Here is an 18,890-nt window from a genome sequence, read left to right as displayed (position 1 = left end):
TTGATGGCAAAAGTAGAGTTCGATTTTAATCAGATTAGCGATCTGCCGGCGTTTTACCGCGTTTTTGCGCATAAGTTTGCACTGGATGAGGCTTTTGGTGCCAATCTTGACGCGCTGTGGGACGTGGTCACGGCGGATATCGGCCTGCCGGTCGAGATTGAGTTTACCCATCTCAACGCCCGCAGCAAACGTCGCTTTGGTGCGATTATCCTGTTGTTTGAAGAGGCGGAAGAAGAACTGGAAGGCAGCCTGCGTTTCAATATCCGTGAAAGCAGCGGTGAACCTGCACATCACCGGGGATGAATCGGGTTCATCCCGTGGTGACGGCGGCGATTATTCGGCGGTTTCGGCCAGATCGCGCAGGTATTGGAAAATTTGACGGTAAGCTTTCGGCGGCTTGTTAGCGGCTTTCTCTTTCTGTGCGTTACGCACCAGTGAGCGCAGCTGCTGGCGGTCGGCTTCCGGATACAGCGCCAGAATCGACGGGATCGCGTCATCACCTTCTTCCACCAGACGGTCACGCAGCGCTTCCAGCTTGTGGAACAGCGAAACCTGTTGGTTATGGCGGTTCTTCAGCTTGTCGAGTGCGGTTTGGATCGGCTCTACATCGCGGGCGCGCAGCATTTTGCCAATCAGCTGCAGCTGACGGCGGCGGCCTTCTTTCTTGATCTTCTGCGCCAGCTCAACTGCGGCGCGCAAATCTTCGTCCAGCGGGATGCGTTCCAGCGCGTTTTTACCTAGTTCGACCAGTTCGGTCCCCAGGTCTTTCAGGGCTTCGGCATCACGTTTAATTTCACTTTTACTGACCCAGATAATCTCGTCATCGTCCTCGTCCGTGTTCTCCGGGACATCGTCGAGCCAGTCTTCAGGCTGTTTGTTCATGGTAGGCTCCGTTAAAAAGAGGCTAATCCTAACAGGTTGCCGGCTTTATGCGAAATTCCACGCGGTTCCTGTTAGACTCAAAAGTATAAATCACATGATTTTTGCGCGTGACTCCGCGCGCAACCACGCCGCCACGGCACTTTTCTCAACGATTTTCTGATTAAGTATGGCAGATTGATGAAAGTAGTCACTCAAGTTGCAGAACAGCGCAAGGCGCTGGAACAGGCCGTTTCACAGGCTTTGGAACTGGCGCGCGCCGGTTCTGATGCGGCAGAAGTTGCCGTGACCAAATCTACCGGTATCAGCGTCAGCACTCGCTTTGGCGAAGTGGAGAACGTTGAGTTCAACAGCGATGGCGCGTTGGGCATTACCGTCTATCACCAGCAACGCAAAGGCAGCGCTTCTTCCACCGATCTCAGCCCGGATGCCATTGCCCGCACCGTGCAGGCGGCGCTGGATATTGCCCGTTACACCTCGGTAGATCCGAACGCCGGCCCGGCGGAAAAGGACCTGTTGGCGTTTGATGCACCGGACTTGGATCTGTTCCACCCGGCAGAATTGGACGCCGAACGCGGTATCGAATTGGCTGCTCGCGCAGAGCAGGCTTCGCTGGCGGCTGACAAGCGCATCACCAATACCGAAGGCGGCAGTTTTAACAGCCACTACGGCATCAAGGTGTTCGGCAACAGTCATGGCATGCTGCAAAGCTACTGTTCCAGCCGGCACTCGCTGTCGAGCTGCGTGATTGCCGAGCAGGATGGCGATATGGAGCGCGACTACGCCTATACCATCGGCCGTGCGATGGGCGATCTGGAAAGCCCTGAATGGGTGGGTCAGGAATGTGCCCGCCGCACGCTGTCGCGTCTGGCACCGCGCAAGCTGTCTACCATGACCGCCCCGGTGCTGTTCGCTTCCGAAGTGGCGACCGGCCTGTTCGGGCATTTGGTTGGCGCCATCAGCGGCAGCAGCGTTTACCGTAAATCCACCTTCCTGCTGGATTCTTTGGGCAAGCAGATCTTGCCGGACTGGCTGACCATTGAAGAACACCCGCACCTGCTGAAAGGCCTGGCTTCCACGCCGTTCGACAGCGAAGGTGTACGCACCCAACGGCGCGACATCGTTAAAGATGGCGTACTGCAAACCTGGCTGCTGACCAGCTATGCGGCCCGCAAGCTCGGTATGCACAGCACCGGACACGCAGGCGGTATTCACAACTGGCGCATTGCCGGGCAGGGTAATGACTTTGCCGGCATGCTGAAGCAACTGGGCACGGGCCTGGTGGTGACAGAACTGATGGGCCAGGGCGTTAGCGGTATTACCGGTGACTATTCGCGTGGCGCCGCCGGTTTCTGGGTGGAAAACGGCGAGATCCAGTATCCGGTCAGCGAGATCACCATCGCCGGCAACCTCAAGGATATGCTGCGCAACATTGTCAGCGTGGGCAGCGACATCGAAACCCGCAGCAATATTCAGTGCGGCTCCGTTTTACTGCCGGACATGAAAATCGCCGGTCAATAATGTTCGCCACGGCTGGCCGCTCCCGTTGCCAGCCGTTTCCCCTTCCTCTGTTTTAACCTTGCTTACAAATCTCCGGTTTCGGTTTTCTGCTCCCTTGCCTATGTTTAGGCTGTGCTGCGTCATGGCGTGGTCAATGACGGCGCACGGCCCTAAAAGGGGACCACTAAAACAATAACTGGAAGGTGAGCAAGCATGTCGAACAAACTGAAAGCGCTGATGGCGCTGGCGCTGCTGGGCGCCAGTTCACTGGCGGTCGCGGCCGATCTGGCCGACGATATGGATACCATCGCAGGCAATTACAAAACGGTGCTGAGCACTGACTCCACGGATACCTTGAAGCAAAGTTTGCAGAACATGCGCGCCGCCGCAGTGGATGCAAAGCAAAGCACGCCGCCCAAGCTGGAGGACAAAGCGGCCGATAGCCCGGAGATAAAAGATTTCCACCACGGGCTGGACACGCTGATCGGTCAGATCGACCAATCGCTGGCGCTGGCCAACCAGGGCAAGCTGGCCGAAGCCAAGCAGGTCGCGCAGGGCTTCAAACAAACCCGCGACGCTAACCACAAGAAGTTCCGCTAACCCCTTTCGCGCCGTTCTGAAGCCAGATAGCAGGACGGCGCCTGCCCCAGCACGCGGCGAAACATGGTGGCAAACGCCGCGCTGCTTTCATACCCCAATTCCAGAGCCACCTGCGTCACGCTGCTGCCTTCGGCCAATTGGGCCAGCGCCAACACCACGCAGGCACGCTGACGCCATTGTGAGAAGGACATTCCTGTCTGAGCGCGAAACAGGCGGCTGAAACTGCGGATGCTCATATACAGCCGCGAAGCCCATGCCTGAGGTGAATCGTGCGCGTCAGGGTGTTGCAGGAATTGCTGGCAGAGTTCGCTCAGCCGCCGGTCCGCCGGCAGGGGGATATGCAACGGCAGAGGCGGTAGATTGGCCAGCTCATGCAGCAGCAGGCTAACCAGCGCGCCATCCCGGCCTTGCTCATCGTAATCCAGTGGCATATCGACGGCGGCCATCAACAGTTGGCGCATCAGCGGCGTTACGCTGACCACCTGGCAATCCTGTGGTGGGTCAACCAACAACGCGGCCGGTTCAATGTACAGGCTGCGGGTCGTGACGCCGACCATTCTTACTTCATGCGCCATCTGTGGGGGCAGCCACACCGCATGCTGAGGCGGCACAATCCAGTTCCCCTGACGGGTGAACACGTGCATTACCCCGGTGGCGCCGTAAAGCAATTGAGCGCGCCGATGTTGGTGCATAGGCAGCAGGTAACCCCTTGGGTAGTCGGTGCCAATAGCAATCACGGGCCTTTGCACCGAGTCGAGATCGTCAATATGTCGATTGCGCATAAAGCTTTTCGCTGAACAGTTGGCCGAAACGCAATGATAGTTGGCCTTTGATATGAAGCAAGCCAAAAGCCGGTGTTTTATGCTGCCGCTCGACATCTTTACTCAGGAGCGCCTGCGGCTATGGTGGATATTATTTTCGTGCTGTTGACCGGCGTTGTTACCGGTATGACGACCATCGTGTTCGGTTTTGGCGGTGGTTTTGTGGTGGTGCCACTGGTTTACCATCTGGTGATCGCCTCGGGGGAACAGCCTGGTCAGGCGATGCATATCGCAGTGGCCACCTCGACGGCGGTGATGATTTTCACGGCAGGTTACGCCACTTTTGCCCAGTGGCGCAGTGGCAACCTGCTGCGTGAAACTCTGGTTCCGCTCATTTTTTATATCGGGATGGGGGCGGTGCTGGGGGCTTTTGCATCCAGCCTGTTGGCGGACGGCACGGTGCGCTTGTTGTTTGTGATTTACATCCTGGTGACGATTGCGGATTGTCTGTTCAGGCCGGGGTTTTTGGTTAAGCCGGTACGCGCTGCACTTTCACCATCGACTCTGTTGATCGGCGGCCCGCTGATTGGTGTCATCGCGACCCTGCTCGGCGTAGGGGGGAGCGTGATGACGGTGCCTCTGTTGCGTCGCCATGGGTTCGAGATGCGGCATTGCGTCAGTTCGGCCAATGCGTTGTCGATCCCTGTCGCCGTCGTGGGGGCATTGATGTACGTCGGTTTGGGATGGAGGGAAATGACAGGGCCGCACTATCTGGGTTACGTCAATCTGGCCCTGCTCGGGCAGTTGGTGACGAGCGGTGTCGTGGGGACGGTGGTTGCCAGGAAGTGGCTGCCGAAGGTCAATGATCGGCTGCATGCCAGAATTTACGTGCTGTTGCTGATCCTGGTTTTGATCGCCATCGGTGTGTAAGAGACAGAAAGGGCGGCTGGTCACCGCCCTGAAAACCGCTTAGCGGTGGTATTCACCCGCCGCTTCCGGCTGGTACAACAGTTCCAGCACTTCGATACGCGCTTCTTCACCGTTCGGCAACTGCCAGGTAATCTGGTTGCCGATGTGCATGCCCAGCAGCGCTGCGCCCAGCGGCGCCATCACCGACAGCTGTTCGTGGCTATCCTTCAGCGAAGCCGGGTAAACCAGCGTACGCACGTGTTCTTCTGCCGTGTGCAGATCGCGGAAACGTACGCGGCTGTTCATGGTCACTACGTTGGCCGGGATCTGGGACGGCGGCAGAATTTCGGCGCGATCCAGCTCGATGTTCAGCGCAGCCGCGACATCGGTGTTGGCAAAGGCCGGTTGTTCCAATAGCGCATCCAGGCGTTCCGCATCCAGCTCATTAATAGTAATGGTTGGCTTGGTCATTCCACTCTCCAGTCAAATCAAAAGGCGTCGGGTAACGCGCCCATAAATTCGGAAAAACAGCACAAAAGCAAAACCCCCGCGCCAGAGGTACGGGGGTGTTGTTGATGTCGAATTGTCTTACCGATAGTAGGCGGTTAAGCCGGGAAAAGAAAGAGATCCCGATCACGAAGCTTTTCACCTCCCTTGGCTCAACTGGAAACCTTTTGTGGCGATATCTTTTTGTAATCTAATTGAATTATCTGGCAGATGCTTATTTTGCGAAATGGATCCCTGACGGTCATTGAATTTCCACTTTCAACTGGAAAAAAACAGAGTACACAGAATATCGCTCCGGGGTTAGGGTAAAGGCACCAGAGAAGGCGGCTTATTCAGGTGATGTGCTGTGCGACTTACGGAATCATGTTTGGATCTAGGGGTACTGAAAAGTGAATGATGGATCTGCTGCGAGAGAAAATAGTGAACAACCTGACGTCAGCACGGCCGGGGCGATAACCGAACGGGTGCTGGCTGATATTACCGCCATGCTAAACGCCGAAGATATTTATACCAATGCGGTGCAGCAACAGATGCTGGAGTCGCATATTCGCGCCATGGTGTTGCGCTCAATAACCGGCGAGCCATTACCGGAAGTCGATAAATCACTGTTTGACGAGATCTCGGCGGAATCCATGCAAATGGCGGAGCGGGTAGTCGACCAATTTACCACTCTGCCGATTGAAGAGGCTTATTTGCTTTCCGTCCATTTTGAAGTGGCAAAAGATAATAACCAATAGCTTTTACCGAATTAAATTAATCAGGAGAAAATACCATGGGTCAGATTACCGTAGTGATTGGCGATCGTTTGGGTAAAGGTCAGAAAGTGGGTCAGGGTATTGAAAACGCAGGCGGAAAAGCCATCGTGATCCCCGGTGTGGCGGCCGACATGAAGCTGGGTGACGTGATGAAAGCGGAAGGCGCGCAACTGGGGATTTCTTTCTGCGGCAGCGGCGGCGCCGGGGCCATTACCGCCCAGACTAAATATGGCTACAAAGCCAAATACGGCATGCGTTCCATTGATGAGGGCGTGACGGCAATAAACGAAGGCTGCACCGTATTGGGTTTTGGTTTTATGGATAAAGAAGAGCTGGGTCAAAGACTGGTTGAAGCCTACGTCAAAAAACACGGCAACCCGTAATGAAAGAACAATATACAACGTCGGTAAAGGTGGAGGGTAAGGGCGATAGCAAAGCGAAAGCTTTTGCTTCCGCCTTGGCCAATGTGCAGGGCGCGGTATTAAAATCCACCGGTAATATTCTGCTGCGTATTGAACCGCAGGATGTCAGCGTATTAAAAGCAGAAGAGAAAATAACAAAAGAAAAGTTTCTGTTTTTCTTTCTGCCGCGCGAAAGAAAAAGCTACTTCGTGGCTCTGGAAATAACCGTGAACGTGACAATGATCAATACAGAAAAAGTTGTCTTCGTCGCGAAATAAAAACGTTAGCATAAATCAAAGGGTATACTGATGTTTTTAATCATCTTATTTAAGTCGCTTATTATCGGCGGACTGGTGGGGGTTGGCGTAGGGGCCGGCGCCGCACGTATGTTCCATGCTCCGACGACACAGGGCATGGGAGCTTTCCGCACCTTGGGCGAGTTGAACTCCTGCGAGGGTGACCCGGCTTCCCACTTCTCATTCGGTCTGGGCTTCTTCTTCAACGCCTGGGCGTCTTCCGTGGCAGCAGGGGCCTTCACGCAGGACGTTGACCACCGCATTATTCCACACTGGGGCGCGGCTGCGTTGATGGTCAAAAACCGCAACCTGGCGCAAACGCTGCACGATCCGAAAAAAATGGCTATCGCCTGCGGCATCATCGGCATGCTGGTTGTGGCATTCCTGAATACCACCGCTTCCGCCGTGCCTGCCGCATTGCAGGTGACGGCGATCAAGGTGCTGGTGCCGGCAGCAAACCTGCTGGTGAATACCGTGATGCCGGTGATCTTCTGGCTGGCGGCGATCGACGCCGGACGCCGTTCCGGCTTCTGGGGCACCATCTTCGGCGGCCTGGCGCAGCTGATTATGGGCAACGCCGTACCGGGGCTGGTGCTGGGCATCCTGATCGGTAAAGGCGTGGAAGAGAGCGGCTGGAACAAAATCACCAAGATCATGATGGCGGTGATCGTGCTGCTGTTCGTGCTGAGCGGGTTCTTCCGCGGCTTCGACATGAAAGTCCTCGAGTCCTTCAGCCTTGGCGTGCCGGGTTGGTTGGACGCCATTCACAACACCCTGAGCGGTAAATAAGGAGCTGGATAATGGAAGAACAAACCCAAAAAGGCTTCTGGTATGCCGACTGGTCATTCCCGATTTTTGTCGGTCTGCTTTCCTCCGGCGTGTTCGCCGGAACGCATATGTACTACCTGTACGGCATCGGCGCGTTTAACGAAGTGGCCTTTGTTTCCATGCTGCGTGCGGGAATGGACACTGGCGTTTACGGTGCCGTGGCGGCCTTCGGGGCCAGCTTCCTGTTTGCGCGCATCATTGAAGGTTCGCTGGTGGGGATCCTGGACATCGGCGGTGCGATCCAGACCGGCGTGGGGCTGGGGGTTCCAGCGCTGCTGCTGGGGGCGGGAATCATTTTCCCGGTCGCTAACTTTGCCGCCTCGCTGGTGACCGGCCTGGTGATTGGCCTGGCGATTGGCTACCTGATCATTTTGGCGCGTAAATTTACCATCAATCAGAGCAACTCCACCTACGGGGCGGACGTGATGATGGGCGCCGGTAACTCCTCGGGGCGTTTCCTGGGGCCGTTGATCATCTTGTCGGCGATGACCGCTTCCATTCCGATCGGTATCGGCTCGCTGCTTGGCGCCTTGCTGTTCTATATCTGGAATAAGCCGATCACCGGTGGGGCGATCCTCGGTGCGATGCTGTTAGGGGCCATTTTCCCGGTAGCTATCGCCTAATCACGAACGTGATTGCTGGGGGCGGTACCGGGTGCCGTCCCCAGGCTGTAAAAGGAGTAATGCGGTATGTATGACTTAGTAATCACAGGCGCCAGACTGGCGGATGATCGGCTGGTGGATCTGGCGGTCAAAGGCGGCAAGATTGCCGAAGTGGGGCAATTGGCCGATGACGTCCACGCCCATCGAAAACTGGATCTGGCGGGTAACTGCCGCCTGAGCGCCGGCTGGATCGACTCCCACGTGCACTGCTACCCCTCTTCGCCGATTTACCATGACCAACCGGACTTGGTCGGGACGGCCTGTGGCGTCACCACGGTGGTGGATGCCGGCAGCACCGGCACCGACGACGTGGATGCGTTTTATACGCTGACGCGCAGCAGCAAAACCAACGTTTTCGCCTTCCTGAACATTTCGCGCATCGGCCTGCTGCGTCAGAACGAACTGGCTGATTTGGCAGACATCGACAAACAGAAAGTCAGCCGGGCGATCGACAAACATGCCGGTTTTGTCATCGGCATCAAGGCGCGCATGAGCAGCAGCGTCGTTGGCCAGAACGGCATCCGGCCGCTGGTGCTGGCCAAAGAGATCCAGCAAGAAAATAACCTGTTGCCGTTGATGGTTCATATCGGCAATAACCCGCCGGATCTGGATGAAATAGCCGATCTGCTAACCCGTGGCGACATTATCACTCACTGCTACAACGGCAAACCGAATCGCATTCTGACGCCGGCGGGCACGCTGCGTGAGTCTATCCAGCGCGCGCTAAAGCGCGGCGTCCTGCTGGATGTTGGCCACGGCACCGCCAGCTTCAGCTTCGAGGTGGCGCGCCAGGCGATAGCGCTCGGCATTTTGCCGCATACCATCAGCTCCGATATCTACTGCCGCAACCGGATGGCCGGGCCGGTACACAGCCTGGCGACGGTGATGTCCAAATTCTTCAGCGTTGGGTTATCGCTGCCGCAGGTGATTGCCTGCGTTACGGAAAATGCCGCCTCGGCGCTGCACCTGTCCCATAAGGGGCGACTAGAACCGGGCTGCGATGCCGATTTCACGCTGTTCGAGCTCCGTCAGGGGCCACAGGTGTTCGCCGATTCAGAAGGGCAGTCGGCCGAGGGCCAACAATTGCTGGTTCCGCTGGCCGCCGTGGTGGCCGGGGAAATCCTATTAACCGATGAAGGGAAAGCCGCTCATGTCTTCGATTTATGAAAAATATAATTTAAAACAGGTCATCAACACTTCAGGTCGCATGACTGCACTCGGCGTGTCTACGCCGCGCCAGGACGTCATTGATGCCGTGGATTACGGCATGAACCACTACTTCGAAATCAAGGATCTGGTCGACAAAACCGGCGCTTACATCGCCAATTTGCTGAATGTCGAAAGCGCGGTGGTGGTTTCCTGCGCCTCGGCGGGCATTGCCCAGTCAGTGGCGGCGCTGATCGTCAAAGACAACGCCAACCTGTTGGTGAACCTGCACTCCGCACCTATTACCGTTCCGCGCGAAATCGTGTTGCCGCGCGGTCATAACGTCAACTTTGGTGCGCCGGTCGATACCATGGTGGCGCTGGGTGGCGGTAAGGTGGTTGAAGCCGGTTACGCCAACGAGTGTTCCGCCGAGCAGCTCGAGGCCTGCATTACGCCGCAAACGGCGGCGATCCTCTATATCAAGTCACACCACTGCGTGCAGAAAAGCATTCTTTCCGTTGAGCAGGCGGTGGTGGTGGCGCGCAAACATAACCTGCCGCTGATCGTCGATGCCGCGGCGGAAGAAGATCTGCTGTGCTACTACCAGATGGGAGCCGACCTGGTGGTTTACAGCGGCGCCAAGGCCATCGAAGGCCCGACCAGCGGTCTGGTGATTGGCAAGAAACAGTACGTCGAATGGGTGAAGCTGCAAACCGGCGGTATCGGCCGGGCGATGAAGGTCGGCAAAGAGGGCATCCTCGGCCTGACGCAGGCGATAGAAAGCTACCTGCGGCTGGAGAAAACCACCGGGCAGCAGATGGTTGAAAGAATGACGCCGTTTATCGACAGTCTGAATACCCTGACCGGTATCAGTGCCAAAACCGTTTGGGACAGCGCCGGGCGTGATATCGCACGGGCAGAAATCACGTTCGACGAAGCGGTGCTGGGATGGTCGACCTACGACATTGTGCAGGCGCTGAAAACCGGCGAGATCGCTATCTACTTCCGTGGCTATAAAGCTAACGAAGGCAAGATTGAAGTGGACGTGCGCAGCGTTGATCAGCAACAGCTGATGACCGTTTTCACCTGTATTAAAAATCTGTTCACGGAGAAACAAGCATGAAGCTGCAACCTAACTACTATCGCGATCGCGTGTGCCTCAACGTGTTGGCCGGTTCGAAAGACAACGCGCAGGAGATTTATGCGGCGGCAGAAGGGCATGTGCTGGTGGGGGTGCTTTCCAAGAACTACCCGGACGTCGACAGTGCAGTTGCGGACATGCAGCGTTATGCGCGTCTGATAGAAAATGCGCTGTCGGTAGGCTTGGGCGCAGGCGATCCTAAACAATCGGCGATGGTCAGCCTGATTTCCCAGCGGGTACAGCCGCAGCACGTCAATCAGGTGTTTACCGGCGTGGGCGCTAGCCGTGCGCTGCTGGGGCAGAATGACAGCGTGGTGAACGGTCTGGTGTCGCCAACCGGCCGCGTTGGCTGGGTAAAAATTTCGACGGGGCCGCTGAGCGCTGCCGCGCCGGACGGCATTGTGCCGGTGGAAACCGCCATCGCCTTGTTGAAAGACATGGGCGGTAGCTCAATCAAATATTTCCCGATGGGCGGACTGGCATGCAGAGAGGAATACGAGTATGTCGCCAAAGCCTGTGCCGAGCATGACTTTATGCTGGAACCGACCGGCGGTATCGATCTGGAAAACTTCGAGCCGATCGTCGAGATCGCATTGGCTGCCGGCGTGAAGCGCGTGATCCCGCACATCTATAGCTCAATCATCGACTCCAGCACCGGTAACACCCGCCCACAGGACGTGAAAACCCTGCTGGTGACCACCAAAAAGATGGTGGGTTAAAGCACATTATCGGATGACGTAAGGCAGGGAGGCGCAGGCTCTGTATCCCCAGGCGCGGGCACACCGCGCCGCTATCTTTCCCCTCTGGCTTTCAAGTTGCAGCTAACAACGCTGTGGCTTGAAAGATGACGGGTATACCATCAGGATAACTATGCGAAACTGGCAAACATCTTCCACCCTGCGAACTGCAGTCACTCTGGCGCTGCTGGCGATGGCTAGCCCGGCGCTTCATGCTGAGGATGCAATGAAATCTACGTCATCTCATTTTGCTTATATCGGTACTTACAACCCTAACGGCGAAGGCGTTTACCGGGTGCAGGTCGATCCGGTCAGCGGCGCACTGAGCGCCAGAACCCTGGCCAGCAGCCAGCCGAACCCAGCACAGCTTACCGTGGATGCCAAAGGACAGACGCTGTATGTCGCCAGCGAAGTGGCGGACTTTAACGGGACTCAGCATGGCGGCATTATTGCTTACCGTATCAATCCGACGGACGGCAGCCTGACCCAGCTCAATCAGGTTGATGCGCAGGGGGCGGGGCCGGTTTATCTCTTCCTGACGCCAAACGGTCGTCATCTGTTGGTGGCAAACTATGTCAGTGGCACCGTAGCGGCTTTCCCGGTTGAAAGCGACGGCAAGCTGGGCACGGCCAGTTCGGTGCAGCAACAGCAAGGACCGGCAGGGGCCGGCAAGCCTGAGGCGGCGGTGGAGGGCAGCTTTGCTATCAGCGATCACAACGGCCCGCATGCGCATATGATCGCCAGCGATCCGAGCGGCAAGTTTGTATTTTCCACCGATCTGGGGCTGGATCGTATTTATCAATGGCGCTTTGACGATGCCAGCGGCCAGTTAACGCCGAACGATCCGCCGTGGATCGCGGCATCTTCCGCCGGCGCCGGGCCGCGTCATTTCGTGTTTCATCCGGACGGGAAAACCTTGCTGCTGGTGAACGAAGAGGCTTCCACGCTGACCAGCTACCGTTTTGATAACCAAAAAGGTACTCTGAAACAGTTGCACGTGATCTCTTCGCTGCCAGCCGATTATAAGGGCACCAACTTCGCCGCCGGCCTGGTGCTGAGCGAGGATGGCAAAAATCTGTACGTGGCCAATCGGCTGCATAACAGCATCGCGCAGTTCAGCGTTGGCAGTGGCGGCGAGCTGCATTCGGTGGCGGAAACCTGGACGCGCGGGGATTATCCGCGCTCGTTAACGCTGAGTCCGGACGGGCGCTATCTGTATGCGATGAATCAACGCAGCGATAACGTCACCCGTTTCAGCGTGGATAAGGCCAGTGGCAAACTCAGCTTTGTTGAAGGCTATACGCCGGTCGGCAGTCCCTCGCAAATGGTGTTCTTGCCGCTAGCCAAGTAACTTGTTGCCCGCCGGATCCACCTGGCGGGCACTCTAATTGACGGAAAGAGAATGGTGCGATTTCCCTACCCGCGTTTGGCCTATCTGTTCGATGCTTTGCAGTCTGAAACCTTGCCGCAGGACGAGTTGGCGAAGCGTTTTGCCGTGTCCACCCGAACCGTGCGGGCTGATATTACCGCGCTGAACGATATTTTGGAAAAATATGGTGCGCACTTTGTGCATAGCCGCGGTGCGGGCTATCGCCTGCAGGTGGATGACGCCAGGTTGTTCAGCGCCCTGCAGCATCAGGAGCGTAAAAAACACGCCACGCCACGCAGCGCACAGGAGCGGGTACACTATCTGCTGGTTCGTTTTTTGACCTCAGCCTTTTCTCTGAAGCTGGAAGATTTAGCCGACGAATGGTTTGTCAGCCGCGGCACGCTGCAAAACGACATGGCTGAGGTGAGGGAGCGCCTGGCGCACTATCAGTTGACCATCGAGACCAAGCCGCGCTATGGCATGAAGCTGTTCGGCTCGGAGATGGCGATCCGCGCCTGCCTGACCGACTTGTTATTCCAACTGCATTTGGCCGACGCCGAAAACCCATTGCTTAACAATGAGATCCTGCAGCAACCGCAGGTGGCGACCTTTGCCGGGCTGCTGCATCCGCTGTTGTCTCAATATGCTATTCGTCTGACCGACGAAGGTGAACAGTACCTGATTTTCTACTGTGCGGTGGCATTGCGGCGCATTACCGACGGCTATCCGTTGCCGGATTTTGACGTTGAGGACGGTGATGACGCTGTGCGTAAGGCTTCTACCTGGCTAGCCGGGGAGTTACGCAAAGCCAGCGGCAAAGAGGTCTCGATGGCGGAGGAGGCTTATCTACGGGTCAACATCGCCGCGCGTCGTGTGCAGGAGGTGCAGCCGACCGAGATCAACGCCGACGATGAAGAAGCGCTGGTGGATTACATCCTGTCGTATATCAATTCGCACTATAACTACAACCTGCAAGGGGACAAGCAGCTGCGGGCCGATCTGCTCACCCACATCAAAACCATGATCACCCGGGTGAAATACCAGATTAATATCCCCAACCCGCTGTTGGCGAACATCAAGCAGCACTACCCGATGGCCTACGACGTGACGCTGGCGGCCGTATCGAGCTGGGGAAAATACACGCCTTATACCCTGAGTGAAAACGAGATCGGCTATTTGGTGCTGCACATTGGCGTTGGCCTGGAGCGGCATTACAACATCGGTTATGAGCGCCATCCGCAGGTGATGTTGGTCTGCGATACCGGCAACTCGACGGTCCGGATGATCCAGGCGCAAATCGCACGCAAATACCCGCAGTTGGTGATGACGCGCATCGTTTCGCTACGCGATTACGAGGTGCTCAATCATATCGACGAAGACTTTGTCATTTCCAACGCGCGGGTCAGTGAAAAGAACAAACCGGTGGTGGTGATGTCACCGTTCCCGACCGAATACCAGCTAGAACAGTTGGGTAAGCTGGTGCTGGTGGATCGCACCAAGCCCTATATGCTGGAGAAGTTTTTCGACGCCGACCATTTTATGGTGGTGAACGAGCCGCTGACTCAGGCGCAATTGTTCCAGAAAGTGTGCAGCCAGCTTGAGCGCGAAGGCTACGTGGGTGATGACTTTTATCCGTCGGTCGTAGAGCGCGAGGCGATAGTTTCCACGCTGCTGGGCGAGGGGATCGCACTGCCGCACTCGCTGGGCCTGTTGGCGAAAAAAACCGTGGTGGTGACGTTGCTGGCGCCGCAGGGTGTGGTCTGGGGAGAGGGCGAAATCGCCCACGTGATCTTCCTGTTGGCGATCAGCAAAAGCGATTACGAAGAAGCGATGGCTATTTATGAGCTGTTTGTCACCTTTGTGCGCGAGCGGTCAATGAGCCGCCTGTTGGGCAGCAACAACTTCGATAGCTTCAAGGCGGTGGCGCTGGACTGTTTGAGCCGGATCTAGGACTGGAGGGGTTAGGTCTAATGAAAAGGGCGCAATAGCGCCCCCAGTATTTTAGTCTTCGTCAAAACCGGAATTAATCAGTTCAATCACCGCGGCCAGCGCTTTAACCTCATCCGGCCCGGTGGCTTCCACCTCGATATGGCGTCCTTGCGCAGAGTCCAGCATCAGCAGCGCAATCACGCTGCTGGCCTCAGCCTCGGTGCCGCTGTCGTTACGCAGCATCACTTCGGCATCAAAACTCTGCACCAACTCGAACAGCTTCATCGCCGGGCGGGCGTGCATGCCCAGTTTGTTTTTGATTTCAACCGTTTGCTTGACCGTCATTGTTTGCGTTTTTCCAGCGTGCGGTGGCGTGACTGTACGTTCTTGCCGCGTGAGCGGAAGTAATCGGCCAACTGTTCCGCTACGTAGACTGAACGGTGTTTACCGCCGGTACAGCCAATGGCCACCGTCAGATAGCTGCGGTTGTTGGTTTCCAGCATTGGCAACCACTGTTCCAGATAGCTGCGGGTCTGGTAGATAAAGTTGTGCACCTCAGTGTGACGATCGAGGAATGAGGCGACGGGTTTATCCAGGCCGGTCATCGGGCGAAGTTTAGGATCCCAGTGTGGGTTCGGCAGGAAACGTACGTCGAACACGTAATCGGCGTCGATCGGGATACCGTGCTTAAAGCCGAAGGATTCAAACACCATGGTCAGCTCGCGCTCGCGTTTGCCCAGTAAACGGGTACGCAGCATTTCGGCCAGTTCATGCACCGACATTTCCGAGGTGTCGATGATCAGATCGGCTCGTGAACGCAGTGGTTCCAGCAGATCGCTTTCTTCATCGATAGCGCTTTCCAGCGACAGGTTCTTGCTGGACAGCGGGTGCAAACGGCGAGTATCACTGTAACGACGAATCAGCGTGTTACGATCGGCGTCGAGGAACAGCAACTGCGGCGAAAAGCTGTCCGGCAGTTGGGTCATCGCATATTCAAACACTTCCGGCGATTCCGGCATGTTACGCACGTCGATGCTTACCGCCGCGGAGCTGTTGCGTTCCGCCAGCGTATTGGCAAGCTGCGGCAGCAGTACCACGGGCAGGTTATCAACGCAGTAAAAACCCATGTCTTCCAGCGCCCGCAAGGCGACGGATTTCCCTGAACCGGAACGGCCGCTGACAATCATCAGCACCATGTGGCAACTCCCCCTGGCATCTCAGTGGCGTTTATCGCCACCGTTAGAAACTTTATTATTCCGATCTGAACCGGAATCCATCATGGCTAAACAGTATCGTTATCCGGGCTGGAAGTCACGCCAGCCGGGCGTTACTCGGTGATGATTTGGTAAAGCTCTTCGTCACTTTGCGCCGCGCGCAGGCGGCGGCATACTGTTTTGTCGGCCAGACGCTTGGCGACCAGAGACAGGGTATGCAGATGGGTTTTACATTGGTCGGCCGGCACCAGCAGGGCGAACAGCAGATCGACCGGCTGGTTATCAATGGCGTCGAAGGCGATAGGTTGGTCGAGACGAATAAACACGCCAACGGCCCGCAGTGTGTCCTCTTCCAGTTTGCCATGGGGGATGGCGATACCGTTGCCGATACCGGTGCTGCCCATGCGCTCGCGGGTGAGAACCGCGTCAAATACCACCTGGGGTGGCAGATTGAGCTGTTTGGCGGCCAGTTCGCTGATAATTTCCAAAGCCCGTTTCTTGCTGGTGCAATGTACGGAGCTTCTGGTGCACTCGATATTTAATACCGAGCTTAACTGCATTGTTTCGTTGTTCATCTCATCTTCACTTAAAACCACACCAGCAAGCAGGCTTGTGAGGTGATTTTTCGCCTTGTTTAACCCTGATGGCTTATCGGCGCGTACCCAAACAGGTAACGCGCCGATGGCCGAGGCTACGTTTGAGCCGTACCCGCTGACGGAAACGGCCCAGAATGTCAGTGTTGTTTCAGTTTGTCTTTATGTTTGTTCAATTGACGCGCCAGTTTGTCGATCAGGGTATCAATTGCCGCATACATGTTCTCGTCTTCCGAGGTGGCGTGCAACTCGCCTCCATTCACGTGCACCGTCGCTTCCGCGATCTGCTGCACTTTTTCCACACTAAGCACGACATACACCTGATTTATGCGGTCAAAATACTGTTCGAGTTTGGCGAACTTGGTGTTCACGAACTCACGCAAGGGTTCGGTGATTTCGATGTGGTGTCCGGTAATGTTGAGCTGCATAGTGTCTTCCTTCTCAATAGAGGTCAAACCAACTGTTTACGTTGGTTGGACGGCGGGATGGACAAAGACTCTCGGTACTTGGCGACGGTACGCCGCGCCACGATGATCCCCTGATCGGAGAGCAGGGTAGCCAGCTTGCTGTCGCTGAGCGGTTTGGCGGGGTTTTCCGCCGCAATCAATTTCTTCACCACCGCCCGGATCGCCGTAGAGGAAGCTTCGCCCCCGCTGTCGGTATTCACGTGGCTTGAGAAGAAATATTTCAATTCGAAAATGCCGCGCGGACTGTGCAAAAACTTCTGCGTGGTCACGCGTGAGATTGTCGATTCATGCATCTCCACGGCCTGAGCGATATCCGCCAGCACCATGGGCTTCATAAATTCCGCGCCTTGCTCAAAGAACGCCTGCTGCTGCTCGACGATGCAGCGCGAAACTTTCAGCAGGGTGTCGTTGCGGCTTTCCAGGCTCTTGATCAGCCATTTCGCTTCCTGCAAATTGCTGCGGATGTACTGACCGTCGCTGTCGTTACGCGCGCTATTGCCCAGCGCAGCATACTGCTGATTGATCTTCAGCCTTGGGATGCTGTCGCTGTTGAGCTCGACCGTCCACGCATCCTGCACTTTGCGGACCAGCACGTCCGGGATCACGTACTCAGATTCGCCGGTGTTGATCGACTGGCCTGGACGCGGATCGAGTGACTGGATCAGCAACATCGCTTCTTTCAGTGTATCTTCTTTTGAGCGCGTTGTTCGCATCAGGCTGCGAAAGTCGTGGTTAGCCAGCAAGTCCAGATGTTCGCTGATGATCAGGCGCGCTTCCGCCAGGTAAGGCGTGTCTTGGGCGTATTGGGATAGCTGAACCAGCAGGCAATCGCGCAGGTCGCGCGCCGCGACGCCAACCGGATCAAACCGCTGTACGCGTTTCAATACCGCCTCGACTTCGTCCATTGTCACATTCTCGTCACCCATGCTCTCCAGAATGTCTTCCAGCGGCACGGTGAGATAGCCGGTGTCATCGACGGCGTCGACGATCGAGGTGGCAATGGCAGCATCGGTATCGGAAAACGGCGTCAGATCCACCTGCCACATCAGGTAATCCTGCAGGGTTTGGGTGGTTTCACCCTGATACACCGGCAGTTCGTCGTCACTGTAATCGGTGCGAGTTCCTGACGGAGTTCCGGCGGTATAGATCTCGTCCCAGGTGGCGTCCAGCGGCAGCTCTTCGGGCATGTCCTTTTGTTCCAGCGCCTCCCGGGTATCCAAACCTTCGGTTTCGGTCGTCTCTTTCGCGTCGATTTCTTCGTGCAGATCGGTCTGTTCAAGCAGTGGATTGCTCTCTAACGCCAGCTGTATCTCCTGCTGGAGCTCAAGCGTGGACAACTGCAGCAGGCGTATGGCCTGCTGGAGCTGGGGGGTCATTGCCAGTTGTTGGCTAAACCTGAGTTGCAAACCTTGCTTCATATTCTTCAGTCTACTTCCGTTAACAGTCGCCCATCAGGACGCGCCGGTACTCAGAGGCGGAATTCTTCGCCCAGATAAACGCGTTTTACCTGCTCATCGGCCAGAATAGCATCCGGCGTGCCGTGAGCAATCAGTTTGCCCTGGCTGACGATATAGGCGCGTTCACACACGTCCAGCGTTTCGCGCACGTTATGGTCGGTGATCAGCACGCCCAGGCCGCTGTCACGCAAGTGCTCGATAATTTTTTTAATGTCGATAACGGAAATCGGGTCAACCCCGGCGAAAGGTTCATCCAGCAGGATGAATTTCGGGTTAGCCGCCAGCGCACGGGCGATCTCCACGCGGCGACGTTCGCCACCGGACAGCGCCTGGCCCAGGTTGTCGCGCAGATGGGAGATATGGAACTCTTCCATCAGCTCCACCGCACGGTCCGCCCGCTGTTCGCTGCTGAGATCGTCACGGATCTCCAGCACCGCCATCAGGTTGTCGTAAACGCTCAGGCGGCGGAAGATCGAGGCTTCCTGCGGCAGATAGCCGATGCCACGACGCGCACGGGCGTGCAGCGGCAGCAGGCTGATGTCTTCTTCGTCAATCACGATACGTCCGGCGTCACGCTGAACGATACCGACCACCATGTAGAACGTGGTGGTCTTGCCGGCGCCGTTTGGCCCCAGCAGGCCGACGATCTCGCCGGATTTCACTTTCAGGCTGACGTCTTCAACGACTTTGCGGCCCTTGTAGGCTTTCGCCAGGTTTTCTGCGATGAGTGTAGCCATAA

The 18,890-nt window shown here is 56.5% G+C and carries 23 protein-coding genes; 14 read left to right on the top strand and 9 right to left on the bottom strand.

Annotated features, from left to right (window positions below):
• Nucleotides 1-3: 3 nt before the first annotated feature.
• Nucleotides 4-303, top strand: coding sequence for a barstar family protein (locus H0S68_RS21955; RefSeq protein WP_122080306.1), 300 nt, complete (start codon nucleotides 4-6; stop codon nucleotides 301-303).
• A 30-nt stretch (nucleotides 304-333) separates the two neighbouring features.
• On the opposite strand, the gene yjgA is transcribed toward H0S68_RS21955, so the two are convergent.
• Nucleotides 334-882, bottom strand: coding sequence for a ribosome biogenesis factor YjgA (gene yjgA, locus H0S68_RS21950; RefSeq protein WP_020831901.1), 549 nt, complete (start codon nucleotides 880-882; stop codon nucleotides 334-336).
• A 177-nt stretch (nucleotides 883-1,059) separates the two neighbouring features.
• On the opposite strand from yjgA, the gene pmbA reads away from it, so the two are divergent.
• Both pmbA and cybC read left to right on the top strand, forming a co-directional pair.
• Complete coding sequence (pmbA, locus tag H0S68_RS21945; RefSeq protein ID WP_020831900.1) at nucleotides 1,060-2,400, top strand: metalloprotease PmbA; 1,341 nt, start codon at nucleotides 1,060-1,062, stop codon at nucleotides 2,398-2,400.
• Nucleotides 2,401-2,592: 192 nt separating this feature from the next.
• A complete protein-coding gene (gene cybC, locus H0S68_RS21940; protein ID WP_115060628.1) occupies nucleotides 2,593-2,979 on the top strand; it encodes a cytochrome b562 in 387 nt (128 codons plus the stop codon).
• Here the strand turns inward: cybC and H0S68_RS21935 are convergent.
• Complete coding sequence (locus H0S68_RS21935) at nucleotides 2,976-3,761, bottom strand: AraC family transcriptional regulator (protein WP_046372547.1); 786 nt, start codon at nucleotides 3,759-3,761, stop codon at nucleotides 2,976-2,978. The genes cybC and H0S68_RS21935 overlap by 4 nt on opposite strands.
• Nucleotides 3,762-3,881: 120 nt before the next feature.
• Here H0S68_RS21935 and H0S68_RS21930 point away from each other — a divergent pair, with 120 nt between their 5' ends.
• Nucleotides 3,882-4,670 (top strand): sulfite exporter TauE/SafE family protein, encoded by a 789-nt coding sequence (locus H0S68_RS21930; RefSeq protein WP_046372548.1) that lies wholly within the window; start codon nucleotides 3,882-3,884, stop codon nucleotides 4,668-4,670.
• 39 nt (nucleotides 4,671-4,709) lie between these two features.
• Here H0S68_RS21930 and rnk read toward each other — a convergent pair whose 3' ends face one another.
• Nucleotides 4,710-5,120: a nucleoside diphosphate kinase regulator gene (gene rnk / locus H0S68_RS21925; protein WP_020831894.1), complete on the bottom strand. Its 411-nt coding sequence runs from the start codon at nucleotides 5,118-5,120 to the stop codon at nucleotides 4,710-4,712.
• 425 nt (nucleotides 5,121-5,545) lie between these two features.
• Between rnk and H0S68_RS21920 the strand changes: the two genes are divergently transcribed.
• The 10 genes from H0S68_RS21920 (at nucleotide 5,546) to H0S68_RS21875 (ending at nucleotide 14,441) form a co-directional block, all read left to right on the top strand.
• Nucleotides 5,546-5,893, top strand: a complete 348-nt coding sequence (locus tag H0S68_RS21920; RefSeq protein ID WP_041415017.1) for a glycine dehydrogenase — start codon at nucleotides 5,546-5,548, stop codon at nucleotides 5,891-5,893.
• A gap of 35 nt (nucleotides 5,894-5,928) precedes the next feature.
• Nucleotides 5,929-6,294: a glycine-rich SFCGS family protein gene (locus tag H0S68_RS21915; RefSeq protein WP_012147075.1), complete on the top strand. Its 366-nt coding sequence runs from the start codon at nucleotides 5,929-5,931 to the stop codon at nucleotides 6,292-6,294.
• On the top strand, nucleotides 6,294-6,590 hold the full coding sequence (locus tag H0S68_RS21910; RefSeq protein ID WP_020831890.1) for a DUF4312 family protein: 297 nt from the start codon (nucleotides 6,294-6,296) through the stop codon (nucleotides 6,588-6,590). Before H0S68_RS21915 ends, H0S68_RS21910 begins: the two co-directional genes overlap by 1 nt.
• Nucleotides 6,591-6,620: 30 nt before the next feature.
• A complete protein-coding gene (locus H0S68_RS21905) occupies nucleotides 6,621-7,397 on the top strand; it encodes a DUF4311 domain-containing protein (protein WP_012147073.1) in 777 nt (258 codons plus the stop codon).
• 11 nt (nucleotides 7,398-7,408) lie between these two features.
• A complete protein-coding gene (locus tag H0S68_RS21900) occupies nucleotides 7,409-8,059 on the top strand; it encodes a DUF4310 family protein (protein ID WP_017894152.1) in 651 nt (216 codons plus the stop codon).
• 66 nt (nucleotides 8,060-8,125) lie between these two features.
• Complete coding sequence (locus H0S68_RS21895; RefSeq protein WP_410529018.1) at nucleotides 8,126-9,265, top strand: amidohydrolase/deacetylase family metallohydrolase; 1,140 nt, start codon at nucleotides 8,126-8,128, stop codon at nucleotides 9,263-9,265.
• Nucleotides 9,249-10,367 (top strand): DgaE family pyridoxal phosphate-dependent ammonia lyase, encoded by a 1,119-nt coding sequence (locus H0S68_RS21890; RefSeq protein ID WP_020831886.1) that lies wholly within the window; start codon nucleotides 9,249-9,251, stop codon nucleotides 10,365-10,367. Before H0S68_RS21895 ends, H0S68_RS21890 begins: the two co-directional genes overlap by 17 nt.
• Nucleotides 10,364-11,104: a 2-dehydro-3-deoxy-phosphogluconate aldolase gene (gene dagF, locus H0S68_RS21885; protein ID WP_128864526.1), complete on the top strand. Its 741-nt coding sequence runs from the start codon at nucleotides 10,364-10,366 to the stop codon at nucleotides 11,102-11,104. Before H0S68_RS21890 ends, dagF begins: the two co-directional genes overlap by 4 nt.
• A gap of 151 nt (nucleotides 11,105-11,255) precedes the next feature.
• The gene (locus H0S68_RS21880) at nucleotides 11,256-12,473 is read left to right on the top strand and encodes a lactonase family protein (protein ID WP_046372551.1); all 1,218 of its coding nucleotides are present in this window, start codon (nucleotides 11,256-11,258) and stop codon (nucleotides 12,471-12,473) included.
• Between the two features lie 51 nt (nucleotides 12,474-12,524).
• A complete protein-coding gene (locus tag H0S68_RS21875; RefSeq protein WP_020831882.1) occupies nucleotides 12,525-14,441 on the top strand; it encodes a BglG family transcription antiterminator in 1,917 nt (638 codons plus the stop codon).
• Nucleotides 14,442-14,492: 51 nt separating this feature from the next.
• Here H0S68_RS21875 and npr read toward each other — a convergent pair whose 3' ends face one another.
• The 6 genes from npr to lptB form a co-directional block, all read right to left on the bottom strand.
• A complete protein-coding gene (npr, locus tag H0S68_RS21870) occupies nucleotides 14,493-14,765 on the bottom strand; it encodes a PTS phosphocarrier protein NPr (RefSeq protein WP_020831874.1) in 273 nt (90 codons plus the stop codon).
• Nucleotides 14,762-15,616, bottom strand: coding sequence for an RNase adapter RapZ (gene rapZ, locus H0S68_RS21865; RefSeq protein ID WP_012147065.1), 855 nt, complete (start codon nucleotides 15,614-15,616; stop codon nucleotides 14,762-14,764). Before rapZ ends, npr begins: the two co-directional genes overlap by 4 nt.
• Before the next feature lie 131 nt (nucleotides 15,617-15,747).
• Nucleotides 15,748-16,209: a PTS IIA-like nitrogen regulatory protein PtsN gene (ptsN, locus tag H0S68_RS21860; protein ID WP_115060613.1), complete on the bottom strand. Its 462-nt coding sequence runs from the start codon at nucleotides 16,207-16,209 to the stop codon at nucleotides 15,748-15,750.
• 158 nt (nucleotides 16,210-16,367) lie between these two features.
• Complete coding sequence (hpf, locus tag H0S68_RS21855) at nucleotides 16,368-16,655, bottom strand: ribosome hibernation promoting factor (RefSeq protein WP_004948547.1); 288 nt, start codon at nucleotides 16,653-16,655, stop codon at nucleotides 16,368-16,370.
• 23 nt (nucleotides 16,656-16,678) lie between these two features.
• Nucleotides 16,679-18,112, bottom strand: coding sequence for an RNA polymerase factor sigma-54 (rpoN, locus tag H0S68_RS21850; RefSeq protein WP_048759890.1), 1,434 nt, complete (start codon nucleotides 18,110-18,112; stop codon nucleotides 16,679-16,681).
• Between the two features lie 50 nt (nucleotides 18,113-18,162).
• A complete protein-coding gene (gene lptB, locus H0S68_RS21845) occupies nucleotides 18,163-18,888 on the bottom strand; it encodes an LPS export ABC transporter ATP-binding protein (RefSeq protein WP_020831867.1) in 726 nt (241 codons plus the stop codon).
• Nucleotides 18,889-18,890: the final 2 nt, after the last annotated feature.

Origin of the sequence: Serratia sp. AXJ-M (genome assembly GCF_046531865.1) — a bacterium.
Lineage (GTDB): Bacteria > Pseudomonadota > Gammaproteobacteria > Enterobacterales > Enterobacteriaceae > Serratia > Serratia liquefaciens.
Note: the sequence above shows the minus strand (reverse complement) of the source record. Positions and strands in the feature narration are given on the sequence as shown.

What these genes read in the sequence shown, in the direction of transcription:
- H0S68_RS21910 (WP_020831890.1), top strand. Translation starts at nt 6,294, where the DNA reads ATGAAAGAACAATATACAACGTCGGTAAAGGTGGAGGGTAAGGGCGAT.
- lptB (WP_020831867.1), bottom strand. Translation starts at nt 18,888, where the DNA reads ATGGCTACACTCATCGCAGAAAACCTGGCGAAAGCCTACAAGGGCCGC.
- H0S68_RS21955 (WP_122080306.1), top strand. Translation starts at nt 4, where the DNA reads ATGGCAAAAGTAGAGTTCGATTTTAATCAGATTAGCGATCTGCCGGCG.
- dagF (WP_128864526.1), top strand. Translation starts at nt 10,364, where the DNA reads ATGAAGCTGCAACCTAACTACTATCGCGATCGCGTGTGCCTCAACGTG.
- hpf (WP_004948547.1), bottom strand. Translation starts at nt 16,655, where the DNA reads ATGCAGCTCAACATTACCGGACACCACATCGAAATCACCGAACCCTTG.
- rpoN (WP_048759890.1), bottom strand. Translation starts at nt 18,112, where the DNA reads ATGAAGCAAGGTTTGCAACTCAGGTTTAGCCAACAACTGGCAATGACC.
- yjgA (WP_020831901.1), bottom strand. Translation starts at nt 882, where the DNA reads ATGAACAAACAGCCTGAAGACTGGCTCGACGATGTCCCGGAGAACACG.
- pmbA (WP_020831900.1), top strand. Translation starts at nt 1,060, where the DNA reads ATGAAAGTAGTCACTCAAGTTGCAGAACAGCGCAAGGCGCTGGAACAG.
- rapZ (WP_012147065.1), bottom strand. Translation starts at nt 15,616, where the DNA reads ATGGTGCTGATGATTGTCAGCGGCCGTTCCGGTTCAGGGAAATCCGTC.
- H0S68_RS21905 (WP_012147073.1), top strand. Translation starts at nt 6,621, where the DNA reads ATGTTTTTAATCATCTTATTTAAGTCGCTTATTATCGGCGGACTGGTG.
- H0S68_RS21915 (WP_012147075.1), top strand. Translation starts at nt 5,929, where the DNA reads ATGGGTCAGATTACCGTAGTGATTGGCGATCGTTTGGGTAAAGGTCAG.
- npr (WP_020831874.1), bottom strand. Translation starts at nt 14,765, where the DNA reads ATGACGGTCAAGCAAACGGTTGAAATCAAAAACAAACTGGGCATGCAC.
- H0S68_RS21930 (WP_046372548.1), top strand. Translation starts at nt 3,882, where the DNA reads ATGGTGGATATTATTTTCGTGCTGTTGACCGGCGTTGTTACCGGTATG.
- H0S68_RS21890 (WP_020831886.1), top strand. Translation starts at nt 9,249, where the DNA reads ATGTCTTCGATTTATGAAAAATATAATTTAAAACAGGTCATCAACACT.
- H0S68_RS21875 (WP_020831882.1), top strand. Translation starts at nt 12,525, where the DNA reads ATGGTGCGATTTCCCTACCCGCGTTTGGCCTATCTGTTCGATGCTTTG.
- H0S68_RS21880 (WP_046372551.1), top strand. Translation starts at nt 11,256, where the DNA reads ATGCGAAACTGGCAAACATCTTCCACCCTGCGAACTGCAGTCACTCTG.
- H0S68_RS21935 (WP_046372547.1), bottom strand. Translation starts at nt 3,761, where the DNA reads ATGCGCAATCGACATATTGACGATCTCGACTCGGTGCAAAGGCCCGTG.
- cybC (WP_115060628.1), top strand. Translation starts at nt 2,593, where the DNA reads ATGTCGAACAAACTGAAAGCGCTGATGGCGCTGGCGCTGCTGGGCGCC.
- H0S68_RS21895 (WP_410529018.1), top strand. Translation starts at nt 8,126, where the DNA reads ATGTATGACTTAGTAATCACAGGCGCCAGACTGGCGGATGATCGGCTG.
- H0S68_RS21900 (WP_017894152.1), top strand. Translation starts at nt 7,409, where the DNA reads ATGGAAGAACAAACCCAAAAAGGCTTCTGGTATGCCGACTGGTCATTC.
- ptsN (WP_115060613.1), bottom strand. Translation starts at nt 16,209, where the DNA reads ATGAACAACGAAACAATGCAGTTAAGCTCGGTATTAAATATCGAGTGC.
- rnk (WP_020831894.1), bottom strand. Translation starts at nt 5,120, where the DNA reads ATGACCAAGCCAACCATTACTATTAATGAGCTGGATGCGGAACGCCTG.